Origin of the sequence: Marinobacter alkalisoli, from assembly GCF_045449855.1 — a bacterium.
Lineage (GTDB): Bacteria > Pseudomonadota > Gammaproteobacteria > Pseudomonadales > Oleiphilaceae > Marinobacter.
The window spans coordinates 86,886-109,997 of the sequence record NZ_JBJJLC010000025.1 but is presented as its reverse complement, the minus strand read 5'-3'; the positions used below and the strand labels follow the sequence as shown (position 1 = coordinate 109,997).

Genomic DNA, 23,112 nt, shown 5'->3' with positions numbered 1-23,112 from the left:
TCAGTGAAAGTTCCATGATGTGTACATCTACCAGTTTAGCACGTGATCCGGCCGCTGTCGGATTACGGACGAAGCTTACGGCTGGCCCGTCAACCCTCTGAAATAGTCGATATCTGGTTGAATGAGGTAAAAACACTGGCCGTCAGTGAACGCTACAAACGGGCTTTCCACCGGTGCCAGTTCCGTATTCTCGTTGAGCCCGGCTTCGCCGGACTCATGGCAACCGGGGCTGGATAGTCGTCCGATGGCTTTCATACTTCCCGAGTCATCGCTGTAGACGTTTCCCGATATGTAAGAGCCGTACCGGTTCGTGAGCAGTAACCAGTAGACCGCATCGCCATGGGATTGTGCCCTGACCAGTTGGCATTGTTTGGGGGAACTCAGGCAGTACTCACTGTCGTCCGTCAGTATATCGAGCAATGGCTCCGGTATGACCGTTTCCCGGGGGATGACCATGAACATGTCCGCCACCGCCTGGCGATCGTTCTTGTCCACCACCGTCTTGTGTTGCCAACGCTTGTCCTGCTTGAGCACGGCGTCGATGCGATCGGCGACCAATGGATTCTGCTTGGCAAACGCTGAGTCCTGCAGCTTTCTTAACTCCATGACCCCGTAGGCGCCCAGCTTGAAGCGCAGGTAGTTGTAGTCAAACGTGTCCGCCTCGGCCTCACCATTCAACAGCCGGTTGGCCTGGCTTTCGGCAGCCCAGGCCCGCATGTCGGCGACGGGGGTGTTCACCAGGATCAGTACCCCGGCGACCACAAAGGCCAGAGCCTTGTTGGCGCTCTGGATTGCCCCCAGGGCACGGGTGCGCCTCAGCAGGATCAACACCGCATAACTGAGGGTGAAACCGGCAATCAACAGCTGGATGGTAGCTGCCCAGAGGCGGTCGACGGTCAGGCCGTATTGCTCGATACGCAACCCCAGCGCCCACGCCGCCAACAGCGAATTGAGAGGGAGCAGGAACACGCCGAATATCACCAGGCCGTGCATCCACCTCGGGTAAGGTGGATGCTCCGGGTTCTCGCTCAACACCGAGTTGAAGAAGAACAACAGCACGATCGCGAGGGACATCATCAGCAGGGCCGCATGACCGGTTTCCCAGATCCTGGCGACGCCGGTGAATGGCAGCGCGCCCAGGAACAGTATGCCAATCAATGCAGCCAGGGGCAGTAGGGCTTTGATCAGCACTTCACACATGGACTGCACGGTGGCAACCAGTCGGATGCGTTCGCGGATCAGCACCAGCCCCCAGCCACCGACAAACGCGCTGGCGGGGTAGAGGAAGATGGGTTCCTCAAACAATTCCTCAAAGAAAGAGATACCGATGATGTCAAAAAGAGCGCCCCACAGGATCAGCAGCAGCCAGAATGTCCCAAGGAAAAGTCCGAGCAGGGCCAGGGTCAGGGCATGCTGCCAGGAGTGTTCCAGCAACTGGCGGTAGTCGAAACGGGGCGCGCGGTTGATGCACCAGATGCGGAAGTATAACGCCAGTATAAACAGCGATATCCCGACGCTGACGAAGAAGATGAATGTAAAGTACGGCCGGTCCGGCAGCTCCAGACCGGCGCCCCACCTGAGCCACCCCAGATGCCAGCCCAGCCCGAACAGGAGAGGCCCAACCGTGACAGCCGCCCAGGCATTGCGACTTTCCATCATCCGTTCCAGGCCGAGGTAGAAGAACACCGGCAATCCGCCCGCCAGTGCGTAAAAGGCCATCAGCCACCGTGGATCGGTCGCGGGCCATGCCTCGTGGTCGATGGACAGGTGTAACAGATACAGGGCAAAGCCCTGCACCACTGCCAGTATGATCAAGCCATAGCGACTGACGGTGTCCAGACGGGAGTTGTCATGGGCTTCCATAGGATCTGCCTTGTTGGGGGAATGTTACAGCCGTACCAAGCGCTTGATGATAAGGGAAATCGGCGTGGCCTGGCAGGGGTACTGTTGGCCATCAAGATTGCAAAAGTAGATGCGTATCACAATATTTCAGGTTGGCATATAGATGATGGTCGCATAAAAGGAATAATCGTTTCGTCTTCCTCCTATACTCGGCTTTTTTTCGTTCCAGCGGCTGGGCAAACCCCACCATTGGTCTGGATATCAAATCCCATGGGATAAGCCACAGTGAGTGAATTGTGATGATAAAGGATTTGCAGGAGCTTTTGCGGAGCATCGGGTGTCGCTCCATATTTCTGATTATGGTGTTTGTTGTAGCCCTGGCGGCAAGCCTTGCCGGATGTAGAGAGGACGCGTCCGTTGAAGACCTCGTAGGCAACACCGGCACAGGCACCACCGAGGCCGAGCCGGACGTGGACGAAACCGGCATAGCCGGAAATGAGGTTCGGCAATTCAGTCACCCGGGCCTGCTGCACTCGGAAGCGGATTTCGCCCGTATACGCGAGAAAGTACAGAACGAAGAGGAGCCCTGGGCAAGCGCCTGGAACGATCTGGTTACCGACGGCATTTCCCAGCTTGGCAAGACACCGGCGCCCCTTGAAACCGTGATTCGGGGCGGCGACGGCCAGAATTTTGGCCGCCTCGTTGCCGAGATCCGCTTCTCCTATGCCCTGGCGCTGCGCTGGAAGATATCCGGCGACGATCGCTACGGCGACCTGGCCGTGGACTACCTGAATGCCTGGTCATCCACCCTGAAAACCATCACGGGTGATCAAGGTCGCTACCTGGCCGCTGGCCTGTATGGCTACGAGTTTGCCAATGTCGCGGAAATCATGCGTACCTATGACGGCTGGGCCGAAGCGGACATCAGGCAATTTCAGGACATGCTGGTCACTGTGTTCTACCCACTGAGTCGTCGTTTCCTGCGGGAGCACAACGATGCCTGCATCTCCAACTATTGGGCTAACTGGGACCTGGCCAATATCGCTGGCATACAGGCCATTGGCGTCTTCGCTGACCGGCCGGACATCTACCAGGAAGCAATGGACTACCTGTACACCGGTGAGGGCAACGGTGCGCTCGACAACCTGGTGTTCCATCTCCATGCCGGCAACATGGGGCAATATCAGGAAAGCGGCCGCGACCAGGGGCACACCACCCTGGGTGTCGCGCTCTACGGGGCTATCGCCAAAATGGCCTGGAACCAGGATGAGGATATCTTCGAGTACTGGAACCACCGATTGCTTGCCGCGTCGGAATACATCGCCCGCTACAACCTGGTTGAGGAAGTCCCCTACACGCCCTACGGCCCAAACTGTGGAAGTGTCATGCACGTTCCTCAATGGACAGTTTCCGACAAGCAGCGTGGTCATAGCCGGCCGGCCTGGGAGTTGATCTACAACCACTACGTCAACCGGCTGGGCATGGCAGCGCCCTGGACGGAAAAAATGGCGGCACGACAACGGCCGGAAAGAAGCAGTTGGGGCGGCGATGAGCTGGGGTGGGGAACCCTGACCGAGACGCTGGAACCTGCTGCCCTGGGCGGCGCTCCCAGGGGGTTAACCGGGAATCTGAGCGGCGGTACGGTGGAGCTGTCCTGGTGGGGCGCTGCTGGCGCCGAGAGCTACCGGCTCAAGCGCGCCAGTGCTCCGGATGGGGTGTATGCCACGATTGCCACACGTGGGGCAGAGGAATTCCTGACCTACACCGATACCGATGTCTCGGAAGGCGAGGATTACTATTACCAGGTAACCGCGATTTCTTCCGAGGGCGAGAGCGCGGCCTCCAATACCGTTACTGTGTGGGTGGGGCCCAAACTCATGGTGCATTTCCCATTCGATGCGGCGGAGGACGGCGGGTTTGCCAGCTCCGTTGACGACACCGTCGTCGCCACGCCCAACAATGGCCCCGCACTGGTGCCGGGCAAGCTCGGTAATGCAATATCCCTGGATGGCGCCGACGACTACGTGAGCCTGCCGGAGGGAATCGTTTCCGAGCTGGCGGACTTCAGCGTCACCAGTTGGGTATACATCGACGGGACAACCGACATGGCGAGATTGTTCGATTTCGGATTTGGCACCCAGCGTTATATGGCCCTGGTGCCCCGCGATCGTGACAACCAAATGTGCTTTTTCATTACCAAGATCAGCTACCATGCCGACCAGAAAATCTGTGGGAACCCTGCCCCTGTCGGTGAATGGGCACATGTGGCTGTGACCTTGTCCGGAACGGCCGGCATTCTCTACCTGAATGGCGGCGAGGTTGGCCGTAACGACAATATGGTGCTGGCTCCGTTCCGCCTGGGCGTGTCCACACAGAACTGGCTGGGAGATTCCCAGTATGGGAACGACGCCTTCCTGGACGGTAAAATAGACGATTTCCGGATATATAGCGGTGCCTTGAGTGCCGCACAAATCGCGGCGCTGGCTGCCGAATAGGCCGCCGTCGCCGTCAAGCCAGCCTTGATGCAATCAAGCCCTGTTTGGTCCAGGCGGTAACGGACGGGGCTTGCTCCAATCCGCAGCCGGTGTTGCCGCAACCCGCACGGCTTGTCTGCCGCTTTTGGACTTTTCCATGTCGTATTGGTCCATCCTCTGCCCACCAAACACCGTCACATTAAAGCTATCGAGAACCCGAGAAAAGGGGAGATTGCCATGGCGGTTAAATTCGATAAGGCGCTGCTGGATTATCCACAGCAAAGAGCGGGGGCTGCACGCCAGCCCGGAAGTATCGATCAGTCGGACCGCAAGGTGCCGATCAACCTGCGTCAGTCCGGCCCCACGCCGGTGGAAATGCTGATTTCCACCCGGGTCCGCAAGTCTCCATACTGGCACCTGGCTTATGAAGCCGGCTGCTGGCGGGCTACGGTGTATAACCGCATGTATCATCCCCGCGGCTATGTCCGCCCGGAGGACGGCGGCGCCATGGTGGAATACGAATCCCTGATACACGACGTCACCATGTGGAACGTGGCGGTGGAGCGTCAGATCCAGGTCAAGGGTCCGGATGCGGAGCGGTTCGTCAACTACGTGATCACCCGGGACGCCACCAAAATCAAGCCCATGCGTGGCAAGTACGTCATCCTGTGCAACGAGGACGGCGGCATCCTGAACGATCCGGTCCTGCTGCGGGTGGCCGAGGATGAATTCTGGTTCTCACTGTCAGACAGCGACCTGGAGTTCTGGCTGCGCGGCGTCAATATCGGCATGGGGTTCAACGTCAGCATCGGGGAAATCGATGTGGCACCCGTTCAGATCCAGGGACCCAAGTCCGAGGCGCTCATGGCCGACCTGTTCGGTGAGGGGGTGAAGGAAATCCCCTACTACGGGCTGATGGAGGGCCAGGTTGCCGGCCACGACGTGATCATTTCCCAGACCGGTTTCACCGGCGAAAAGGGCTACGAGATCTACCTCAAGGAAGCCACCAAATACGCCGAGGATCTTTGGTATACCGTGCTGTCTGCCGGAGAACCCCATAACTTGCGGGTTATTGCCCCGGCACACCATCGCAGGATTGCCGCCGGCATTCTTTCCTGGGGCCAGGATGTAGACCAGGAAACCCTGCCATTCCAGTGCAACCTGGCCTACCAGGTACCGCGTAACAAGGACGCGGATTACATCGGCAAGCAGAAGCTTGAGAAGGTTCGCGAGCAGCTCGACGCCGGTCGTCCTCCCTTCAGCCACATCATGGTGGGTATCCGCTTCGGCGGTGGCCATGTGACTGACTACGCCAACGACTTCTGGCTGATCAGTGGTCCTGATGGCGGCGAGCCCCAAGGCTATGTCACTTCGCCCTGGTACTCCCCTGAACTGGACACCAATATCGCGCTGGCCTACGTGCCGTTTGACCTGCGCGCCATTGGCACCCGGCTGACCGTGCACCTTCCAGTGGAGTATGCCGCAGATGACGGCTCAACCGAGGTGGAAGCGGAAGTGGTGGAAGTGCCCTTCCGGCCATCGGTCAATCCCAATGCCCGGGAACGTGCCAGGGCCAAGGGGATTGATTTCGCGGATTGACAATTCACGGGTATCAGTTGAATGAGGGGACAGAAACATGAAGCTGGCATACCAACGGCAGACTGAAAAAGCGGAAGATCCCCGGACCATTGCGCTGGTGCGGGAGTTGGTCCGCGCTGCCACGATCGAGGCGACGCCCCGTCAGATTCTGGAAACAGACTCCCTGACAGAGCTGTTCCCCGTCGGCACCTGGGTTTACGTCCCCTTCCTGCCCCACGGTCAGTTCAGTGAGACATTGCCTGCCTGTCAGCGGCTGATTGACGAGGGAATGCTGCCGGTGCCCCACCTGCCCGCGCGGTTGGTCGAAAGTCGCGACCAGCTGCGTGACTGGCTGGGGCAGCTAAGAGATATCGGAGTTGACCGCCTGATGTTGATTGCCGGTGACAGCGATTCGGTCGCCGGCCCGTTTCCGGACACCCTGGCTTTGCTGGAATCCGGCCTGTTAGAGCAACAGCAATTCCTGCACATCGGGGTTGCCGGCCACCCGGATGGACACCCCGTCGCCGGGCCGGACAGTCTGGCCCGGGCCCTGTCGCTCAAGCGCGATTACGCCAGGGTCACCGGCACCCGGTTGTGGGTGGTGACCCAGTTTGCCTTCGAGGCTGAGCGCTATACCGGCTGGCTGCAGGCCGTGGGAGATATCCTGCCGGAAGTGCCGGTCTATATGGGTGTGGCCGGTCCCACCAATCTGAAGACATTGATTGCCTATGCCGCGCAATGCGGTGTGGGCCTGTCAGCGCGGACGATGTGGCGCAAACCCGGCAGTGCCCGGCTGTTGCGTTCCTGGACTCCTGACGGCCTCGTTCACGCCCTGGCGCGTCATCGCCAGGACTTCCCGGACACCCGGCTTGCGGGCATACACCTGTTTCCGTTTGGTGGTCTGCAACGGTCTGCCCGGTGGTTACGCGAGTATGGCGAAACCGAAGAGCCCGATGAGGACCGGGGCAGCCTATCTGATCCCGTCTCCGACAGTGTGTGATACACATAGGGGAACACCGTGAGCCTTCAATACAGTAAGTACAACGAAACAGCCCCGACCCCGGAGAGGCTGCCGCCGGGCACCCCCGATATCGAGATTGCCCGCTCCGTGAAGCCCCAGTCCATCCTGCTCTTGGCTCAACAGCGTCTTGGTCTGCCTGCGGACAGCCTGATTCCTTTCGGCCACTACAAGGCCAAGGTGAACATGGCCCATGTGGATACCTCTGCCCGGGCGGCCCGGGGCAAGCTGGTGATGGTGACCGCCATCACGCCCACCCCCGCCGGCGAAGGCAAAACCACCACCAGTGTCGGGCTGAACGATGGCCTTAACTGCCTGGGCGTGCGCTCCTCTGTGTGCCTGCGGGAACCCTCCCTGGGACCCTGCTTCGGCATGAAGGGTGGGGCTGCAGGCGGTGGCCGGTCTCAGGTGATTCCCATGGAGGACATCAACCTGCATTTCAACGGTGACTTTCATGCCATCACCACCGCTCACAACCTCGTGGCATCAATCCTGGATAATCACATGCACTGGGGCAACGAGGTTGGCCTGGACCCCCGTCATGTCTACTGGCGGCGGGTGATGGATCTGACCGACCGGTCCCTGCGCTACATGGTGAGTGGTCTGGGTGGCGCGGCTCATGGTACCCCCCGGGAAACCGGGTTCGATATCACCGTGGCTTCGGAGATCATGGCGATACTCTGCCTGGCGGATGGTCTGCCCGACCTGCGCCAGCGCCTGGGTAGTATCATCGTTGGCCGGCGCACGGATATGTCGCCGGTGACGGTGCGCGACCTGGGCGTCGAAGGAGCCTTGACGGTGTTGTTAAAAGAGGCGTTGCTGCCTAACCTGGTGCAGAGTCTGGAACACAATCCGGTGTTCATCCATGGCGGGCCATTCGCCAACATCGCCCATGGCTGCAATTCGGTGACCGCAACCCGCGCCGCCCTGGCTTTGAACGATGTGGTGGTCACCGAAGCAGGCTTTGGCGCCGACCTGGGCGCGGAGAAGTTTATTGACATCAAATGCCGCCAGACTGGCCTGCGCCCGGACGCAGCAGTACTGGTATGCACCGTTCGCGCCCTGAAGATGCAGGGTGGTGTGCCCCGCAAGGACCTCGCGACCCCGGATCTGCAGGCGCTGAGAGCCGGCGCGGTGAACCTGGAACGACATATCCGCAACCTGCGGCGGTTCGGGCTGGTGCCGGTGGTCTGTATCAACCGTTTCCCGACGGACAGTGACGAAGAGCTGGCCCTGATCCGGTCCATCAGTGCCGATTGGGGGGTACGTGCGGTGACGGCTACCCATTGGGCCACGGGCGGCGAGGGGGCAACGGATCTGGCACAGGCGGTGTTGGATCAGATGGACGAAGGCTCACCGGAGATCCAGCTGCTCTACGAAGACGATATCCCCCTGGCGGACAAGATCGAGACCGTCGCTACCCGGATCTACGATGCGGCCAGAGTGGATTTTGCACCGGCGGCGAAGCGTCAGCTTGAAGAATACGAGCAACTGGGCTTTGGTCACCTGCCGGTGTGCATCGCCAAAACCCAGTACAGCTTCTCCGCAGACCCGTCGTTACGGGGTGCCCCAAGTGGTCATGTGCTGCCGGTGCGGGAAGTGCGCCTGTCTGCCGGTGCGGGATTTGTGGTGGCGGTCTGTGGCGACATCATGACCATGCCGGGTCTGCCACGCCGTCCGGCGGCCCTGGATATTTCGCTTGACGAGAATGATCAGGTTATCGGGTTGGCCTGAGGTCAGCTTCCAGAGCCCTGATGGCCTCCACGGCCGCAGGGCTGAGTCCTTCACCCCCGGCTTCCAGGTAGTCCACAATATCTTCCTTCATGGAATGGGACCAGAACTTGTGGATATGGGCGGCGGTTGCTTTAGTGACTGCCGCCGGATCTCCCTGAAAAGGGCAATTGGCGGCGATCTGATTGATCATCTTCACCAGGTGAGCGGTTGATTCCTTAGTCATGCGCACTGTCTCCCGAGGTGTAGACCACCTGTCGGCCACGGCGGGCGAAGCCAATGAGGTTGAGCCCGGCCTGTCGGGCATCGCGAATGGCCATGGCGGTCACGCCGGACACCGTCACCAGGGTGCCGAGATCCGCTTCCACCGCCTTGGCTACCATTTCATAGCTGCCGCGGCTGGAGACCAGGGCAAATCCTTCGCCCTGCCTGTGCTCCGTACGCCTCAGGGCGCCAATCAGCTTGTCCAGGGCATTGTGTCGCCCGACATCTTCCCGCAACAACTGGATTCGTCCCTCGTTGTCGCACCAACAGGCGGCGTGCATGGTGCCGGTCAACTGCTGCAGGCGCTGGTGCTGGTCGAGTTCCGTGAGTGCTGTCTGCACCTGCTCGGGGCCCGGTAGCGGCCTGGGCTGGCGTGTTGGTAACGGCTGGCGGAGCTGTTCCAGGGTGGCTTTGCCGCACAGGCCGCAGCCGGTGGGGCCAATCAGGTTGCGTTGCGTCAGCTTGAGGGCGTTGGCGCAAGCACCGTGGATATGCATCTGCAGTTCGATGCCCTGTTCGCCGTGATCGACAATCTCGGTTTCAAAAATCTGGTCGGGCTCAGTGACAATGCGTTCGGACAGGCTGAAGCCCAGGGCGAAGTCTTCCAGATCGGTGGGGGTGGCCATCATTACTGCATGGGAGATGCCGTTGTACACCAGTGCCACCGGGCATTCCTGAGACACCGAGTCGGGGAGGGTACGCTGTACCCAGCGGTCATCCTGGCGCTCCCGCACCCGGATATTTACCGGCTGGTAGCCGTTACCGGCCAATTCGTCCCGCTTTGGTGCCGCCATCATGGCTCCCGGACCGGTGCGGTCCCGGCCAGATAGCCCCGCTGTTGCCGGTCGTCAGCCTGATGGCGTTTTTGCCAGTTGGAAGGCTGGTACACCTTCTCAACCTGAACGGCAGTCACCTTGTATTCCGGGCAGTTGGTGGCCCAGTCGGAATTGTCCGTGGTGATGACGTTGGCGCCACTGACCGGGTGATGGAAGGTGGTGTAGACCACACCGGGCTGAACCCGGGTGCTGATGCGCGCGCGCAACACGGTGTTGCCGGCCCGGCTGGTGATGCCGGTCCAGTCGCCGTCGGCAATGCCCCGGTCCTCGGCATCCTGCGGATGTATGTCCAGAACGTCTTCCTGGTGCCAGAAGCTGTTTTGGGTACGCCGGGTCTGGGCGCCCACGTTGTATTGGCTGAGAATGCGCCCGGTGGTCAGCAGCAACGGGAAGCGGCTATTGGATTTCTCGTCCGTGGGCACGTAGTCGGTCTGCATGAAGCGCCCGAGACCGATTGGGAAATCCGCCACATGCATGATCGGGGTACCTTCCGGGAAGTCTTCGTTACAGGGCCACTGGATGCTGCCGAGGCGGTCGATTTTCTCAAAGCTGACGCCCCGGAATGTCGGCGTGAGCCGGGCAATTTCGTCCATGATTTCACTGGGGTGGCTGTAGTTCATGGGGTAGCCCAGGGCGTTGGACAGGTCCTGGGTGACTTCCCAGTCGGCCTTGCCGGCCAATGGCGGTATCACCCGGCGCACCCGGTTGATCCGCCGTTCAGCGTTGGTAAAGGTGCCGTCCTTCTCCAGGAAGGAGGAGCCCGGCAGTAGTACATGGGCGAATTTGGCGGTCTCGTTCAGGAACAGGTCCTGCACGATGAGGCATTCCAGCGATCCCAGGGCCTGCTCCACGTGACGGGTGTTGGGGTCGGACTGGGCAATGTCCTCGCCTTGCACGTACAGTCCCTTGAAACTGCCGTCTACTGCGGCATCCAGCATGTTGGGAATGCGCAGCCCCGCCTCGCGGTCGATGGTGACACCCCAGGCCCGTTCAAAGGGCTCGCGCAACTCGTCCACCGCGACGTGTTGATAGCCCGGCAGTTCGTGGGGGAAGGAGCCCATGTCACAGGAACCCTGAACGTTGTTCTGGCCCCGCAGGGGGTTCACGCCGACGCCTTCCCGGCCAAGGTTGCCGGTGGCCATGGCCAGGTTGGCAATGCCCATGACCATGGTAGAACCCTGGCTATGTTCGGAGACCCCCAGGCCGTAGTAGATGGCGGCATTGCCGGCTTTGCCGAAGAGTCGTGCTGCTTCCCGTACCTGCTCGGCGGTTACGCCGGTGACCGCTTCGGTCGCTTCCGGGGCATGTCGCGGATCGGTGATGAAGGCCCGCCATGCAGCGTAGGTATCAGGCTCGCAGCGTCGTTTGATGAAGTCCTGGTCTTCCAGGCCTTCGCTGACCACCACATGGGCCAGGGCATTGATCAGCGCCACATTGGTACCAGGCCGCAGCGGCAGGTGAAGCCCTTCGTCGGCATGGACCGTTCTCAGCAGATCAATGGAGCGGGGATCGGCGACGATCAGCCTGGCGCCCTGACGCAGGCGGCGGCGCAACTGGGAGGCAAACACCGGATGGGCGTCGGTGGGGTTGGCACCGATCACCAGGATCACATCGGCGTGCATCACCGAATCGAAGGTCTGGGTGCCGGCGGACTCGCCCAGGGTCATCTTCAGGCCATACCCGGTGGGGGAGTGGCAGACACGGGCGCAGGTGTCGGTGTTGTTGTTGCCGAAGGCCGTGCGCACCAGTTTCTGCACCAGATAAGTTTCCTCGTTGGTGCAGCGGGATGAGGTGATGCCGCCAATGCTGTCGCGGCCGTGGCGGGCCTGGATCTCCTTGAGGCGCCGGGCGGCGAAGCCGATGGCTTCGTCCCACTCCACGGGCCTCCAGGGCTCGTGGATGCTGTCGCGAATCATCGGGGTAGTGATGCGGTCCGGGTGGGTGGCGTAGCCAAAGGCAAAGCGGCCTTTAACGCAGGAATGGCCGTGGTTGGCGTGGCCATCCTTGTGGGGCACCATGCGCACCAGCTCATTGCCTTTCATCTCGGCCCGGAACGAACAGCCCACGCCGCAGTAGGCGCAGGTAGTGACCACGCTACGATCGGGCTGGCCGATCTCGATCACGTTGTTTTCCATCAGGGTCGCGGTGGGGCAGGCCTGGACACAGGCGCCGCAGGAGACGCACTCGGAATCGACAAAGGGATCATCCTGGCTGGCGGCCACGGTGGAATCGAATCCACGTCCCTGGATGGTCAGCGCGAAGGTACCCTGAACCTCCTCGCAGGCCCGGACACAGCGGGAACAGACAATGCACTTGCCGGGATCAAAGCTGAAATAGGGGTTGGAGGTATCCGTTTGTGCGTCCAGGTGATTGTCACCTTCGTAGCCGTAGCGTACCTCCCGCAGGCCTACCACGCCGGCCATGTCCTGAAGCTCGCAATTGCCGTTGGCGGAGCAGGTCAGGCAGTCCAGGGGGTGATCGGATATATACAGTTCCATCACGTTACGACGGAGACGAGCCAGTTCTGGCGTCTGAGTCTCGACCGCCATGCCGTCTTCCACCGGGGTGGTGCAGGCGGCGGGGTAGCCTCGGCGGCCCTCGATGGCCACCAGGCACAGGCGGCAGGATCCGAAGGCCTCCAGGTTATCGCTGGCGCAGAGTTTGGGTATCCGGTGTCCGACCAGTGCCGCTGCCCGCATCACCGAGGTACCGCTGGGAACGGTGACGGTGACGCCGTCGATGGTCAGCTGTACCTCTGTGTCTGAGGTGACCGGTGGGGTTCCCAGGTCAAGGGTACCGGGATCAATGTCAGCTGCTTGTGCGGGATCATAATATTGCAGCATGGTCAGCCTCCCCCCTTGCCCGTTGGTCGGGCAAAATCGTCCGGGAAATATTGCAGCGCGCTGCGTACCGGGTTCGGTGTCATGCCGCCCATGGCACAGAGCGAACCCATTTCCATGGTGTCGCAGAGATCCTCCAGCAGGGTGAGGTTATCGGTGCGATCCTGGTTGGCGATGATGCGGTCGATCACTTCCACGCCGCGCACCGCGCCGATGCGGCAGGGTGTGCATTTGCCGCAGGATTCCACCCGGCAGAACTCCATGGCGAAGCGGGCCTGTTGCGCCATGTCCACGCTGTCATCAAAGGCAACGATGCCGCCATGGCCGATCATGCCGCCGGCTTCGGCAAACGCCTCGTAGTCCAGGGGGGCATCCCAGTGACTCTCCGGCAGGTAGGTGCCGAGTGGCCCGCCGACCTGCACCGCCCGTAACGGGCGACCCGACTCGGTGCCACCGCCAAAATCGTACAGCAGGCTGCGCAAGGTAACGCCAAACGCCAGTTCCACCAGCCCGCCCCGGGCCAGGTTGCCTGCCAGCTGGAAAGGTTGGGTGCCCCGGGAGCGCCCCATGCCGTAATCGGCATAGGCCTGCCCGCCTTCGGCCAGTATGGTCGGTACCGCCGCCAGGGTCAGTACGTTGTTGACCACCGTGGGCTGGCCGAAGGCGCCGTGGTGGGCCGGCAGCGGCGGTTTGGCCCGCACCATGCCCCGCTTGCCTTCCAGGCTGTCGAGCATGGCGGTTTCTTCGCCACAGATGTAGGCCTCGGCACCCAGGCGAATGTGCAGGTGAAAGGTCCGGCCACTGCCAAGCAGGTTGTTGCCTAGGTAGCTCTCAGCCTCTGCCCGGGTGATGGCTTCGGTGAGTATCCGGTGGGCGTTGGGGTATTCCGAGCGCAGGTAAATAAACCCGGTGTCGGCGCCTACGGCCAGTCCGGCTATCACCATGCCTTCAATCAGCAGATAGGGATCACCCTCCATCAGCAGCCGGTCGGCGAAGGTGCCGGAATCGCCCTCATCGGCATTGCAGACGATAAACTTGTGGCCACTCCAGGGTTGCCCCGGTCGTTCCGGGTCAGCCTCCAGAACTGTGCGCCACTTGCGCCCGGCGGGAAAGGCCGCGCCGCCCCGGCCGCGCAAACCCGAAAGTTCTATTTCGTCCACAATCTGCGCGGCCGCGAGTGTCAGCGCCCGTTCCAGGCCCCGGAACCCGTCATGGTTGCGGTAGTCGGTGATCGAGAGCGGGTCGGTGATGCCCACGCGGGAGAATGTCAGACGTTGCTGGCTCTGAAGGTAAGGAATGGCTTCCGTGTGACCCTGGCATAGCGGGTGGCTGTCGCTACCGTCGAGCATTCCCTGGTCCAGCAGGGTGGGGATGTCGTCGGGCGCAACCGGGCCGTAGGCCACACGGCCCTCGGGCGTGTCCACTTCGATCAGCGGTTCGAGCCAGAACAGACCACGGGAGCCGTTGCGTACCACGCTGGCGGACAGGCTGCGCTGTTGGATCTCCCGGGCGAGGCAATCTGCCACTTCTTCGGCGCCCAGTGACAGGGCGGTGGTGTCCCGGGGCACATAGACGTTGATCATTGGGCACCCCGCTTCGTGTCTGTCGTCTCGGGGTTCGGTGCCTGGGAATGGAACCTCAGGGGGACTCGGGTCAGTTCGTCGAGCAGGCGGTCCATGGTCGCCGGGTCTACCCGGCCCAGTATACGGTCGCCAATGCGAATGCTGGGGCCAGTGGCGCAGTTGCCCAGACAATACACCGGCTCCAGGGTGATCTCGCCGTCCGCTGTGGTCTGGTGAAAATCCACTCCCAGCCGTTGCCGGGTATGGTCCACCAGTTGCCGGCTGCCGCGGGCCTGGCAGGCTTCTGCACAGCAAACCTGCAGGACGTTACGGCCGCAGGGTTGGGAGCGGAAACCGTGATAGAAACTGATGACTCCGTGAACCTCGGCCCGGCTCAGCGCCAGGGCGTCGGCAATGGCTGGCACGGTGGTGTGGGGGATGTAACCGAATGCCTGTTGCACTGCGTGCAACAGTGGCAGCAATGCGCCTGGCAGGTGTTGGTGCTGCTCGATCAGTTGCGTAATGCGGTCATCCTGATCGCGGTTGCTCGGTACCTGCATTCGACGCCTCCCGCTGCCTGGGCAGCGTTATGGGTGCAGTCAGTTCATAGTCCCGGGTGACTTTGGTGGCAACTTCTCCGGGCCGAAAATGCCGTAAGTCGGCTCGACCCGGGCGAGGTGCAGGGCCATCATCGATGAGGATGGCAGGCTCTGCATGGTGTCGGTTAATGCATCGCCGGTGGTTTCCGGGGTAACAACCTCCATGCGCTCATGCTTCGGGGCACGGCCCATGAATTTGCGGTAGCAACGGCTGAAATGGGTAGCGGATACAAACCCGCACATGGAGGCGATTTCGACAATGGAGCAGGATGTTTGCTTCAGCAGTCGGCGGGCCCGGTTGAGTCGAATCCGCAGGTAGTACCGTGAGGGGGTACAGCCCAGGTGTTTCAGAAAAAGTCGTTCCAGCTGGCGGCGGGAGATCCCCGCCAGGGTGGCCAGTTCCTGCAATTCGATGGGTTCCTCGATGTTGGCTTCCATCAGTTGGGCGGCTTCGGCGAGTTTGGGTTGGGCGCAGGCCAGCTTGGGAAGCATTGGCATGGGCTGTTGCTCCCGCTCCTCGCGGACCCGGTCACAGACGAACATGTGGGAGACGGCATTGCTGAGTTCCTGGCCATGGCGGCGTGCCAGGAAGCTGAGCATCATGTGCATGGGCACGGTGCCGCCGGTGCAGGTAATGCGTTCGCGCTGAACGGTAAACAGATGATTGTTGGTCTGCACCCGGGGGAATCGCTCCTGAATAGCTTCCAGGCATTCCCAGTGGGCGCTGCAGGAATAGCCATCCAGCAGCCCGGCACTGGCCAGGACATAGGCGCCAGTGCACACGGCTCCCAGCAACACATGCCGGCGTGACAGCTGTTTCAGCCAGCTGACTTCCTTCGGCGAGAAGCTGCGGGTGACATCCACGCCGGCAACCACAATAACGAGGTCGAAATCATGTTTGTCGCGTATGGACGCATCCGGCACCATGGTAATGCCGTCACTGGCGCGGGCGGCTTCGCCTTCGGCCGTCAGCAGCTCCCAGGAGTAAAGTTCGGCGCCGGCCAACTGGTTGGCCATTCTCAGGGGCTCAACGGCTGTGGCCAACGCGATCAGGGTAAAGTTATCGATCAGCAGAAAGCCAACCCGATAGGGCTTGACTGTGTGCGAGTCTGTATCTGTGGCCACGGTGCCATCTCCTTGCCTCAACCTGAACACTAGCTATTGCTATTAGATTGCGCAATTAATGATCAGTTCCGGCTTGATTCCATTTTAAGGTGGGGTACTGGTAACGAATGGTCCACAACCGACATCGGTCGTCCCGGAATGTTCCATATGCGACGTTTTTGTCGCTTTTTGCCAGGGTTGGCTATTTGTCGTAAATCATCCTTGGCGTGTCGCCTGCAAGCAGGCGGCGGAGGGTGGACCGCGCTACCGTTGAGAGACGTACAACGGCAGGAGTACGTCCATTGGCTATCAGTCTGTTTGAGTTGTTCAAGACGGGGATTGGCCCGTCGAGTTCCCACACGGTCGGGCCCATGGAGGCGGCGCGTCGGTTTGCCGGGGCTCTTGAGAACGAACAGCTAACGCCATTGGTCCGACGACTGAAAGTCTCCCTGTATGGATCGCTTGGGGCGACCGGCAAGGGACATGGCACTGGCCCCGCCGTACTGATGGGGCTGGAGGGCGAACGACCGGACGGGATTGACCCGGACACCCTGCCGGACCGCCTTGACCGTATCCGCCACAGCGGGATGTTGTCCCTGGGTGGGCATTGGCCGGTAAGGTTTCGGGAAAAAACGGACCTGGTCTATTTCCGCCGGAAATCTCTTCCCGGACATCCCAATGGCATGATTTGTATTGCCTTCGATGAAAACGGTCTGAACCTGCTTGAGAAAACCTATTACTCGGTGGGTGGCGGTTTCGTGGTTGACGGCAATGCCGGTGGCAAGCTGACCATCCGGGAGGATACCACCCGGATGCCTTATCCTTTCAGCAGTGGCCGGGAGCTGCTGGCACTGTGTCGTGAACACGACATGACCATCGCCGATATCGTATTTGCCAACGAGCAGACCTGGCGCACGCCAGAGCAGATTCGTGACGGTATCCTGGAGCTCTGGCAGGTGATGCGTGCCTGCGTTCAGAACGGTATCCGCCATGAGGGCGAGTTGCCGGGTGGCCTGAAGGTTCGGCGGCGGGCGGCGGCGCTGTATCGATCGCTGATGGACAAGCAGCGGGTAGATCTGATTTCCCCCTGCCTCAGCGCCCTGGACTGGGTGAACCTCTATGCTCTGGCGGTGAATGAAGAGAACGCCGCCGGTGGCCGGATTGTGACTGCCCCCACCAACGGTGCCGCCGGTATCATCCCGGCGGTGCTGCACTACTATTTTGAGTTCTGCCCGCAGGCGAATGACGAAGGTATTGTCCGGTTCATGCTGACAGCCGGGGCTATCGGTATCTTGTTCAAGGAAAACGCCTCTATTTCCGGCGCCGAGGTGGGGTGCCAGGGAGAAGTCGGTTCTGCCTGTGCCATGGCGGCTGCCGGGCTTGCTGCCGCGACCGGCGGTTCACCGGAACAGGTGGAGAATGCCGCGGAAATTGGTATGGAGCATCACCTGGGCATGACCTGTGACCCGATTGGCGGGCTGGTGCAGATACCCTGTATCGAGCGCAATGCCATGGCATCAGTAAAAGCCATTGATGCCGCGATTATGGCTTTGCGTGGTGATGGCAAGCACTACGTATCGCTGGACAAGGTGCTGGTGACCATGCGCGAGACCGGCCGCGATATGCTGGACAAGTACAAGGAAACCGCCAGAGGCGGGCTGGCGGTCAACATCATTGAATGCTGACCGCCGGGTTTTGTGTCAGTTGCTCCCTCAGGATTTCACCCGCTCATTGTCGGGATCAAACAGCGCCCGGTAGCCCACCGCTTCAATCCGCACAGGGTAGTGCTCCTGGAAGTATTCCAGGGTCAGTTCCCGGCCTTCCTGGGCGTAGTCGGCGGGGATGTAACCCAGCAGGATGATCTTACCCACCGACGGACCCCAGACAGCGCTGGTGTTGTAGGAGCGACGCCCTTCACTGTCCACCAGCACCTCGCCGGATTGCGGGTCCAGAATCGGCCATTGGCCTACCGGATAGCGCAGAACGCCATTGGCATCACGGTGCTCCAGCATAGTCATGGTGCACAGGTAGGCGGCCTGCTGTGGCAGCGCTCTTTGCTCCAGGTAGGCTGCCTTGCCATGAAAATCCGCTTCCTTGACCTTGGGGCGCGCCAGGCCCGCCTCATACAGGTTGTACTCCACCTCCAGATCCACGTTCTGCAAGCGCAGACTCTTCTCCAGCCGGCGGGTATTAGCGTAAGTTTCGATGCCAACGGGGGTGACGCCAGCGTCGTAGAGCAGGTCCCAGATCTTCAGGCCATAGCTGAATGGGAAATAGAGCTCCCAGCCCTGTTCTCCCACATAGGAAATCCGGAAGGCCCAGACCGGTACACCCTGGATATTCAGTTCCCGGGTGGTGGCAAAGGGGAAGTTCTCGTGGGACAGTTCGTCCGGGTTGCTGACCAGTTTTGCCAGAGTCTCCCGCGCTTTGGGCCCCCACAGCCCCAGGGTGGCAAGTTCATCGGTGCGGTCCTGTACGCGAACCTTGTCCAGGCCTTTTGACCGGGCCATCCGTGTGATCCAGCAATAGTCCCGGTGGCCGGTGTCACCGCCACAGATTACCCGGTAGTCGTTATCGCCCCGGCGGATGATGGTGAGGTCGGAGCGAATGCCGCCCCGGTCATCGAGGAAATGGGTGTAAACCCCTTTTCCGTGGGGCGTGGTGCCTCCCACTTTGGCCACGGAAAGGTACTCCAGCAGGGCCTCGGCATCGTCGCCGGAGATGTCGAAGATGGCGAAGTGGGACAGGTTGATCATGCCCACGGATTCACTCATCTCCAGTTGCTCGGCGTTGGAGACTTCCCAGAAATGCCGGGCGTCCCATTCGTGTTCCCGCACTGGTATCCGGTCCCGGAACTTTTCCAGCAGCGTTGCTTCGTTGGCGGCGTAGCCATGGGCTCGTTCCCAGCCGGCCGCTTCCATGAAATAGCCGCCCAGTTCCACTTCCCGCAGATAGAAGGGGCTGGTACGCATCTGGCGCCCGGTCAGGTAGGGTTCCCGGGGATGGACCGCCGGGTTGTAAATCTTCTTCGCGGTTTCGTAGCAGCGGTTGTACACATAGTCTGGTGTTTTCTGCAGCGGGTAGTGCCGGGCGATATCGATGCTGTGGGGGTCCATCTCGGGTCGGCCGTCGGTCATCCAGTCCGCCAGAACCTTGCCGGCTCCGGGGCCATCCTTGACCCAGACCGCTTCACCGAACCACAGGTTACGCACCTCCGGAGATTCCCCCATCAGTGAGCCGCCATCCGGTGTGACCGATAGCAGACCGTTGAAGGAATGCTTCTCCTCCCAGCCCAGTTCGCCCAGAATCGGGGTCATCTCAATGGCTTTTTCATAGGCATCAATGACCTGATCCAGCGACAGATCCCGCATGGATGGAGACATCCGCGCATCTTTGGGCTCGGCGATAGCACTGGGGTACACCAGCCGGGGGTTTTCCGCCTCATAGTAACCCCACTCAATGTGACCACCCTCAGTGGTGGTCGGGTCTCCGGTGTCCCGTACGTAGGCGGAGTTGCCCTGGTCGCGGAACAGCGGGTAGACGATCTGTTTGCCGGTTCCGGTCAGCGCTTCGTAAGGACCGAAGAAGAGCAACGGATGCTCCAGCGGCATCAGTGGCAGGGGAGACGAGGCAGTGTTAGCCATTAACGGCCCCCAGATGCCGATGGAGAGCACTACGTATTCGGTCTCGATGTAGCCCTTGTGAGTTTCCACGCCGCGTACCTGGCCGTCCTGGACATCGATGCGGATCGCCGGTGTGTAGGGGAAAGCCTGCAGTTTGCCGGTGGCAACTGCCTCCTCCACCAGGTCTCCGGCCACTTTCTGGGACCGGGGCACCACCAGCCCGGCATCCGGGTCCCACATGGCGCCCTGGATGCAGTTTTCATCCACCAGCGGGAACAGCTCCTTGGCCTCTTTCGGTGAAATCATGCTGACGTTGGTACCGAAAGCCTTGCCCGAACCTACCTTGCGGCGCAGTTCGTCCATGCGCTCGTCGTCATCAATGCGGGCCACTTCCATGCCGCCACACCTCTCATAGTTACCGCGCTTTTCGTAGAACGCCTGGCTGTACTTGGTGGTGTAGACGTTGAGTTTGTCGTGGGACGTGGTGAAGCAGAAATCCGAGGCGTGGGACGTGGAGCCGATGTCGGTGGGAATGGCGGACTTCTCCAGCCCGACGATGTTGTCCCATCCCCGTTCGATCAGATGATGGGCCACCGAGGCGCCAACAATCCCCCCTTGCCCGATAATCACGACTTTTGCGCTTTTCGGTAGTTGTGCCATATCGATTACCCCTTCCAACCAGGAATACCAGAACTGCCGCCAGTCGATCCAGACACGGCTTTGCTTCAATGTGGCCCCGATTCCGGGAGGTTGCTAAATTAAATACGACATACAGAAGTCCAAAAACGGCACTGGGATCATGGACAGACTGGACGTTCGGCAGACGGTGTATCAGGTCACCATGGTGACAGTGGTGGCTGTTGCCGTAGGCGCCGTGGCGTCACTGGCGGCCATTGCCTTCGTTGAGGCGGTCCTGCTGCTGAATGATTATCTGCTGGTGTCGCCTTACGCCCGTATCCAGGCCGAGGACCGGCATCTTCTGGTGGTGGCCGCCACTATTGCGGTACCGGCGTCCGGCGGACTGATCGTCGGGTTGATTGTTCGCTGGTTTGTAAAGGAACGACGAGCCCTGGCACCACCGGATGCCATTCTGGCGGCGCAGACCAACCGATCGGGGCCCGGTTTTCGCAGTGGATTGGCGTCGACCCTGGCGGCTCTGGTCTCCCTTGGCAGCGGCGCCTCCGTGGGTCAGTACGGCCCCCTGGTTTACCTGGGCGCCATGTTCGGCAACCTTGCCGGCCATCTTAAACTCAACCTCCGTCACCAGCGTTCCATCGCCATCGCCTGTGGTGTGGCAGCGGCCATTGCCACGGCATTCAATGCGCCGATTGCCGGGCTGGTCTTCGCCCACGAAGTCATCCTGCGTCATTATTCCCTGCGGGCGTTCGCGCCGGTCACCGTGGCATCCGCCACCGGCTATATCTTTGCCAACGTTATCTTCGACCGGCCGGCGCTGTTCCTGGTGAGTTTCGGCCATGTGGAACACAGCTACGAGTTTGTGTTTTTCGCCCTGGAAGGGGTACTGAGTGCCGGGCTGGCCTGTGGTTTCATGTGGCTGTTGCGAGCCAGTACCGCCGCTGCCCGTCGGTTTCCGGTGCCGCAGTGGTTGAAGCCGGCATCGGCAGGACTGGTGCTGGGGCTGGTCGCACTGTGGATTCCCGAGGTATTGGGGATCGGTCAGGAAACCCTGCGATTCGCCACCATTGAGGGCGCCTTCGGCATTGGCGAGCTGGCGTTGATTATTGTCGCCAAGCTGGTGCTGACGGCACTGTGTATCGGCTTTGGTTTTGTCGGCGGCGTATTCAGTCCCGCCCTGCTGGTGGGTATTCTGTTCGGGGCCTTCTACGGCCTGGTCCTGCCTTATCTGCTGCCACTGCCTTATTCAGGGCTGGAGGTGTATGCCATCTGCGGCATGATGGCGCTGGCCAGTTCCGTTATTGGGGCACCCCTGACCACCATACTGATTGTGTTCGAGCTGACCCGCAGTTATGACCTGACCATTGCCGCCATGGTTGCCGTGGTGTTCTCGAACCTTATTTCCTACCGGGTGATAGGGCGTTCGCTGTTTGACCTTCAACTCCGGGCCCGCGGTTTTGATCTCTCCCTGGGGCGGGACAAGGCGATCCTGGAGACCCATCCGGTCCGCGATTATTGCAGCCAGGTCTACACCACGGCTTACGTGGATGAAAACCTGGGAACCGTGCGCCAGCGCCTGGTGGACGATGACCGGGCCGAGGCCATGGTGCTCACTCGTGAGGGCAAGTTCCGGGGTGTAGTGCGGCTGCAGAAGCTGGTCAATGGCCGGGCGGATGCGCCGCTGGATGCCATGATAGTGGCCGGGGCGACGCAGTTCGGTGATGACACCACGGTCTGGCAATCCATGGAGATGCTGCGGGGATTCCTGGGGGAAGCCGTGCCGCTGATCGGTGACGATGGCCGTCTGATTGGCGTGGTGCCCGAGGAAGCGGTGATCCGTGCCTACCTGGAAATCGTCCATGACCTGCGCGAGGAAGAAAATGAAGCGGCCTGACAGATGGACATGGCTGATGGGCGTTGTGCTGGTACTGCCGGGGCTGTTGGCTGCGGAGGGCCGTGTGCTGACGGTGGCCACCTGGGGCGGTGCCTATGAGGCGAGCCAGAGGGCAGCCTATTTTGAGCCGTTTACCGAGACGACGGGTATTGAAGTGCGCACTGTGGTCTATAACGGCGGCCTGCAGGTGCTTCGCGATCATCTGGCCAGCGGAGAGGTGGCATGGGACGTGATCGACATGATCCAGTCTGATGCCAGTGCCGCCTGTGACGAAGGGCTACTGGAGCCCATTTCCCCGGCTATTCTGGCACCGGCTCCTGACGGTACACCGCCGGAAGAAGATTTCATGGCCGGCGCCATTGATCCCTGTTTCATCACCCAGATTGTATTCTCCACCGTGATTGCCTATGACGATCGTGCCTTCCCGGGCGTCAAGCCTCGCACGGTGGCAGATTTCTTTGACCTGGAAACCTTTCCTGGCAAGCGCGCATTACGGCGGGCTCCGGTGGGTATGCTCGAGTGGGCATTGCTGTCGTTGTCGGTGCCGAGAGAGCAGCTCTATGACTTGCTCAGCACCCGGCGCGGGTTGGAGTTGGCTTTCCGACGCCTGGACGAAATCCGCGACGAGATTGTCTGGTGGACCGGCGGTGACGAATCCGTGGCGTTGCTCACCAGCGGCAAGGTGGCCATGGCAACGGGGTATAACGGGCGGTTTTTCGATGCACAAGTAAGAGAGGGCGCGCCGATTTCGGTGATCTGGGACGGGCAACTGATTGGCTTTAACAGTTGGGCCATTCCCAAAGGCACGGATCAGGTGGCCATGGCGGAGCAATTCATCGGATTTGCTACCCGCACTGAGAACCTGGCCGCCCAGGCGAATCGGATCAGCTATGGTCCCGCCCGGCGCTCGGCGCGCCAACGAGTCGGGCTCCACGTGGAGACCCGGGTGCCGATGCTTCCTCACATGCCAACAGCGCCTGAACATATGGACAATGCCGTTATCCGGGATCACCGTTGGTATTCTCAGACGGTCCGGTTGCGCGAGGAATGGTTCCGGGAGTGGCTGGAGCGCAATGATGAGGCACTTCCGGATGATTGACGGTGATCCATC

The 23,112-nt window shown here is 60.9% G+C and carries 15 protein-coding genes; 7 read left to right on the top strand and 8 right to left on the bottom strand.

Annotated elements, in window-relative coordinates:
• Positions 1-75: 75 nt before the first annotated feature.
• On the bottom strand, positions 76-1,863 hold the full coding sequence (locus ACJO5Y_RS10535) for a DUF4153 domain-containing protein (RefSeq protein WP_406987043.1): 1,788 nt from the start codon (positions 1,861-1,863) through the stop codon (positions 76-78).
• Between the two features lie 278 nt (positions 1,864-2,141).
• On the opposite strand from ACJO5Y_RS10535, the gene ACJO5Y_RS10530 reads away from it, so the two are divergent.
• The 4 genes from ACJO5Y_RS10530 (at position 2,142) to ACJO5Y_RS10515 (ending at position 8,646) form a co-directional block, all read left to right on the top strand.
• Entirely contained in the window at positions 2,142-4,337 is a 2,196-nt protein-coding gene (locus ACJO5Y_RS10530) for a LamG-like jellyroll fold domain-containing protein (protein WP_406987310.1), read from the top strand.
• Positions 4,338-4,553: 216 nt separating this feature from the next.
• The gene (locus ACJO5Y_RS10525; protein ID WP_406987042.1) at positions 4,554-5,915 is read left to right on the top strand and encodes a glycine cleavage T C-terminal barrel domain-containing protein; all 1,362 of its coding nucleotides are present in this window, start codon (positions 4,554-4,556) and stop codon (positions 5,913-5,915) included.
• Positions 5,916-5,952: 37 nt separating this feature from the next.
• Positions 5,953-6,894 carry a methylenetetrahydrofolate reductase gene (locus tag ACJO5Y_RS10520; RefSeq protein ID WP_406987040.1) on the top strand — a complete coding sequence of 314 codons (942 nt, stop codon included), beginning with the start codon at positions 5,953-5,955 and terminating at the stop codon, positions 6,892-6,894.
• An 18-nt stretch (positions 6,895-6,912) separates the two neighbouring features.
• Positions 6,913-8,646: a formate--tetrahydrofolate ligase gene (locus ACJO5Y_RS10515; RefSeq protein WP_504928335.1), complete on the top strand. Its 1,734-nt coding sequence runs from the start codon at positions 6,913-6,915 to the stop codon at positions 8,644-8,646.
• On the opposite strand, the gene ACJO5Y_RS10510 is transcribed toward ACJO5Y_RS10515, so the two are convergent.
• From ACJO5Y_RS10510 to gbdR, 6 genes are read right to left on the bottom strand one after another with little or no spacing between them, the layout of a single operon-like run.
• Positions 8,630-8,869 (bottom strand): formate dehydrogenase subunit delta, encoded by a 240-nt coding sequence (locus ACJO5Y_RS10510; protein ID WP_406987038.1) that lies wholly within the window; start codon positions 8,867-8,869, stop codon positions 8,630-8,632. The genes ACJO5Y_RS10515 and ACJO5Y_RS10510 overlap by 17 nt on opposite strands.
• Complete coding sequence (gene fdhD, locus ACJO5Y_RS10505) at positions 8,862-9,701, bottom strand: formate dehydrogenase accessory sulfurtransferase FdhD (RefSeq protein ID WP_406987036.1); 840 nt, start codon at positions 9,699-9,701, stop codon at positions 8,862-8,864. Before fdhD ends, ACJO5Y_RS10510 begins: the two co-directional genes overlap by 8 nt.
• Positions 9,701-12,586, bottom strand: a complete 2,886-nt coding sequence (gene fdhF / locus ACJO5Y_RS10500) for a formate dehydrogenase subunit alpha (protein ID WP_406987035.1) — start codon at positions 12,584-12,586, stop codon at positions 9,701-9,703. Before fdhF ends, fdhD begins: the two co-directional genes overlap by 1 nt.
• A gap of 2 nt (positions 12,587-12,588) precedes the next feature.
• Positions 12,589-14,166, bottom strand: coding sequence for a formate dehydrogenase beta subunit (locus tag ACJO5Y_RS10495; RefSeq protein WP_406987033.1), 1,578 nt, complete (start codon positions 14,164-14,166; stop codon positions 12,589-12,591).
• Positions 14,163-14,705, bottom strand: coding sequence for a formate dehydrogenase subunit gamma (locus ACJO5Y_RS10490; RefSeq protein ID WP_406987032.1), 543 nt, complete (start codon positions 14,703-14,705; stop codon positions 14,163-14,165). The genes ACJO5Y_RS10495 and ACJO5Y_RS10490 overlap by 4 nt, the downstream gene beginning before the upstream one ends.
• Before the next feature lie 39 nt (positions 14,706-14,744).
• Positions 14,745-15,869, bottom strand: coding sequence for a choline metabolism transcriptional regulator GbdR (gbdR, locus tag ACJO5Y_RS10485; protein WP_406987030.1), 1,125 nt, complete (start codon positions 15,867-15,869; stop codon positions 14,745-14,747).
• Positions 15,870-16,150: 281 nt separating this feature from the next.
• Between gbdR and ACJO5Y_RS10480 the strand changes: the two genes are divergently transcribed.
• Positions 16,151-17,533: an L-serine ammonia-lyase gene (locus ACJO5Y_RS10480; protein WP_406987028.1), complete on the top strand. Its 1,383-nt coding sequence runs from the start codon at positions 16,151-16,153 to the stop codon at positions 17,531-17,533.
• 27 nt (positions 17,534-17,560) lie between these two features.
• Here the strand turns inward: ACJO5Y_RS10480 and ACJO5Y_RS10475 are convergent, their stop codons facing one another.
• Positions 17,561-20,131: a GcvT family protein gene (locus ACJO5Y_RS10475; RefSeq protein ID WP_406987026.1), complete on the bottom strand. Its 2,571-nt coding sequence runs from the start codon at positions 20,129-20,131 to the stop codon at positions 17,561-17,563.
• Between the two features lie 139 nt (positions 20,132-20,270).
• On the opposite strand from ACJO5Y_RS10475, the gene ACJO5Y_RS10470 reads away from it, so the two are divergent.
• Together ACJO5Y_RS10470 and ACJO5Y_RS10465 are read left to right on the top strand one after the other, a co-directional pair.
• Positions 20,271-22,001, top strand: a complete 1,731-nt coding sequence (locus ACJO5Y_RS10470) for a chloride channel protein (protein ID WP_406987025.1) — start codon at positions 20,271-20,273, stop codon at positions 21,999-22,001.
• Positions 21,988-23,100, top strand: coding sequence for an ABC transporter substrate-binding protein (locus ACJO5Y_RS10465; protein WP_406987023.1), 1,113 nt, complete (start codon positions 21,988-21,990; stop codon positions 23,098-23,100). The genes ACJO5Y_RS10470 and ACJO5Y_RS10465 overlap by 14 nt, the downstream gene beginning before the upstream one ends.
• The last annotated feature ends 12 nt before the right edge of the window (positions 23,101-23,112 follow it).

What these genes read in the sequence shown, in the direction of transcription:
- ACJO5Y_RS10535 (WP_406987043.1), bottom strand. Translation starts at nt 1,863, where the DNA reads ATGGAAGCCCATGACAACTCCCGTCTGGACACCGTCAGTCGCTATGGC.
- ACJO5Y_RS10530 (WP_406987310.1), top strand. Translation starts at nt 2,142, where the DNA reads ATGATAAAGGATTTGCAGGAGCTTTTGCGGAGCATCGGGTGTCGCTCC.
- ACJO5Y_RS10525 (WP_406987042.1), top strand. Translation starts at nt 4,554, where the DNA reads ATGGCGGTTAAATTCGATAAGGCGCTGCTGGATTATCCACAGCAAAGA.
- ACJO5Y_RS10520 (WP_406987040.1), top strand. Translation starts at nt 5,953, where the DNA reads ATGAAGCTGGCATACCAACGGCAGACTGAAAAAGCGGAAGATCCCCGG.
- ACJO5Y_RS10510 (WP_406987038.1), bottom strand. Translation starts at nt 8,869, where the DNA reads ATGACTAAGGAATCAACCGCTCACCTGGTGAAGATGATCAATCAGATC.
- fdhD (WP_406987036.1), bottom strand. Translation starts at nt 9,701, where the DNA reads ATGGCGGCACCAAAGCGGGACGAATTGGCCGGTAACGGCTACCAGCCG.
- fdhF (WP_406987035.1), bottom strand. Translation starts at nt 12,586, where the DNA reads ATGCTGCAATATTATGATCCCGCACAAGCAGCTGACATTGATCCCGGT.
- ACJO5Y_RS10495 (WP_406987033.1), bottom strand. Translation starts at nt 14,166, where the DNA reads ATGATCAACGTCTATGTGCCCCGGGACACCACCGCCCTGTCACTGGGC.
- ACJO5Y_RS10490 (WP_406987032.1), bottom strand. Translation starts at nt 14,705, where the DNA reads ATGCAGGTACCGAGCAACCGCGATCAGGATGACCGCATTACGCAACTG.
- ACJO5Y_RS10475 (WP_406987026.1), bottom strand. Translation starts at nt 20,131, where the DNA reads ATGGCACAACTACCGAAAAGCGCAAAAGTCGTGATTATCGGGCAAGGG.
- ACJO5Y_RS10470 (WP_406987025.1), top strand. Translation starts at nt 20,271, where the DNA reads ATGGACAGACTGGACGTTCGGCAGACGGTGTATCAGGTCACCATGGTG.
- ACJO5Y_RS10465 (WP_406987023.1), top strand. Translation starts at nt 21,988, where the DNA reads ATGAAGCGGCCTGACAGATGGACATGGCTGATGGGCGTTGTGCTGGTA.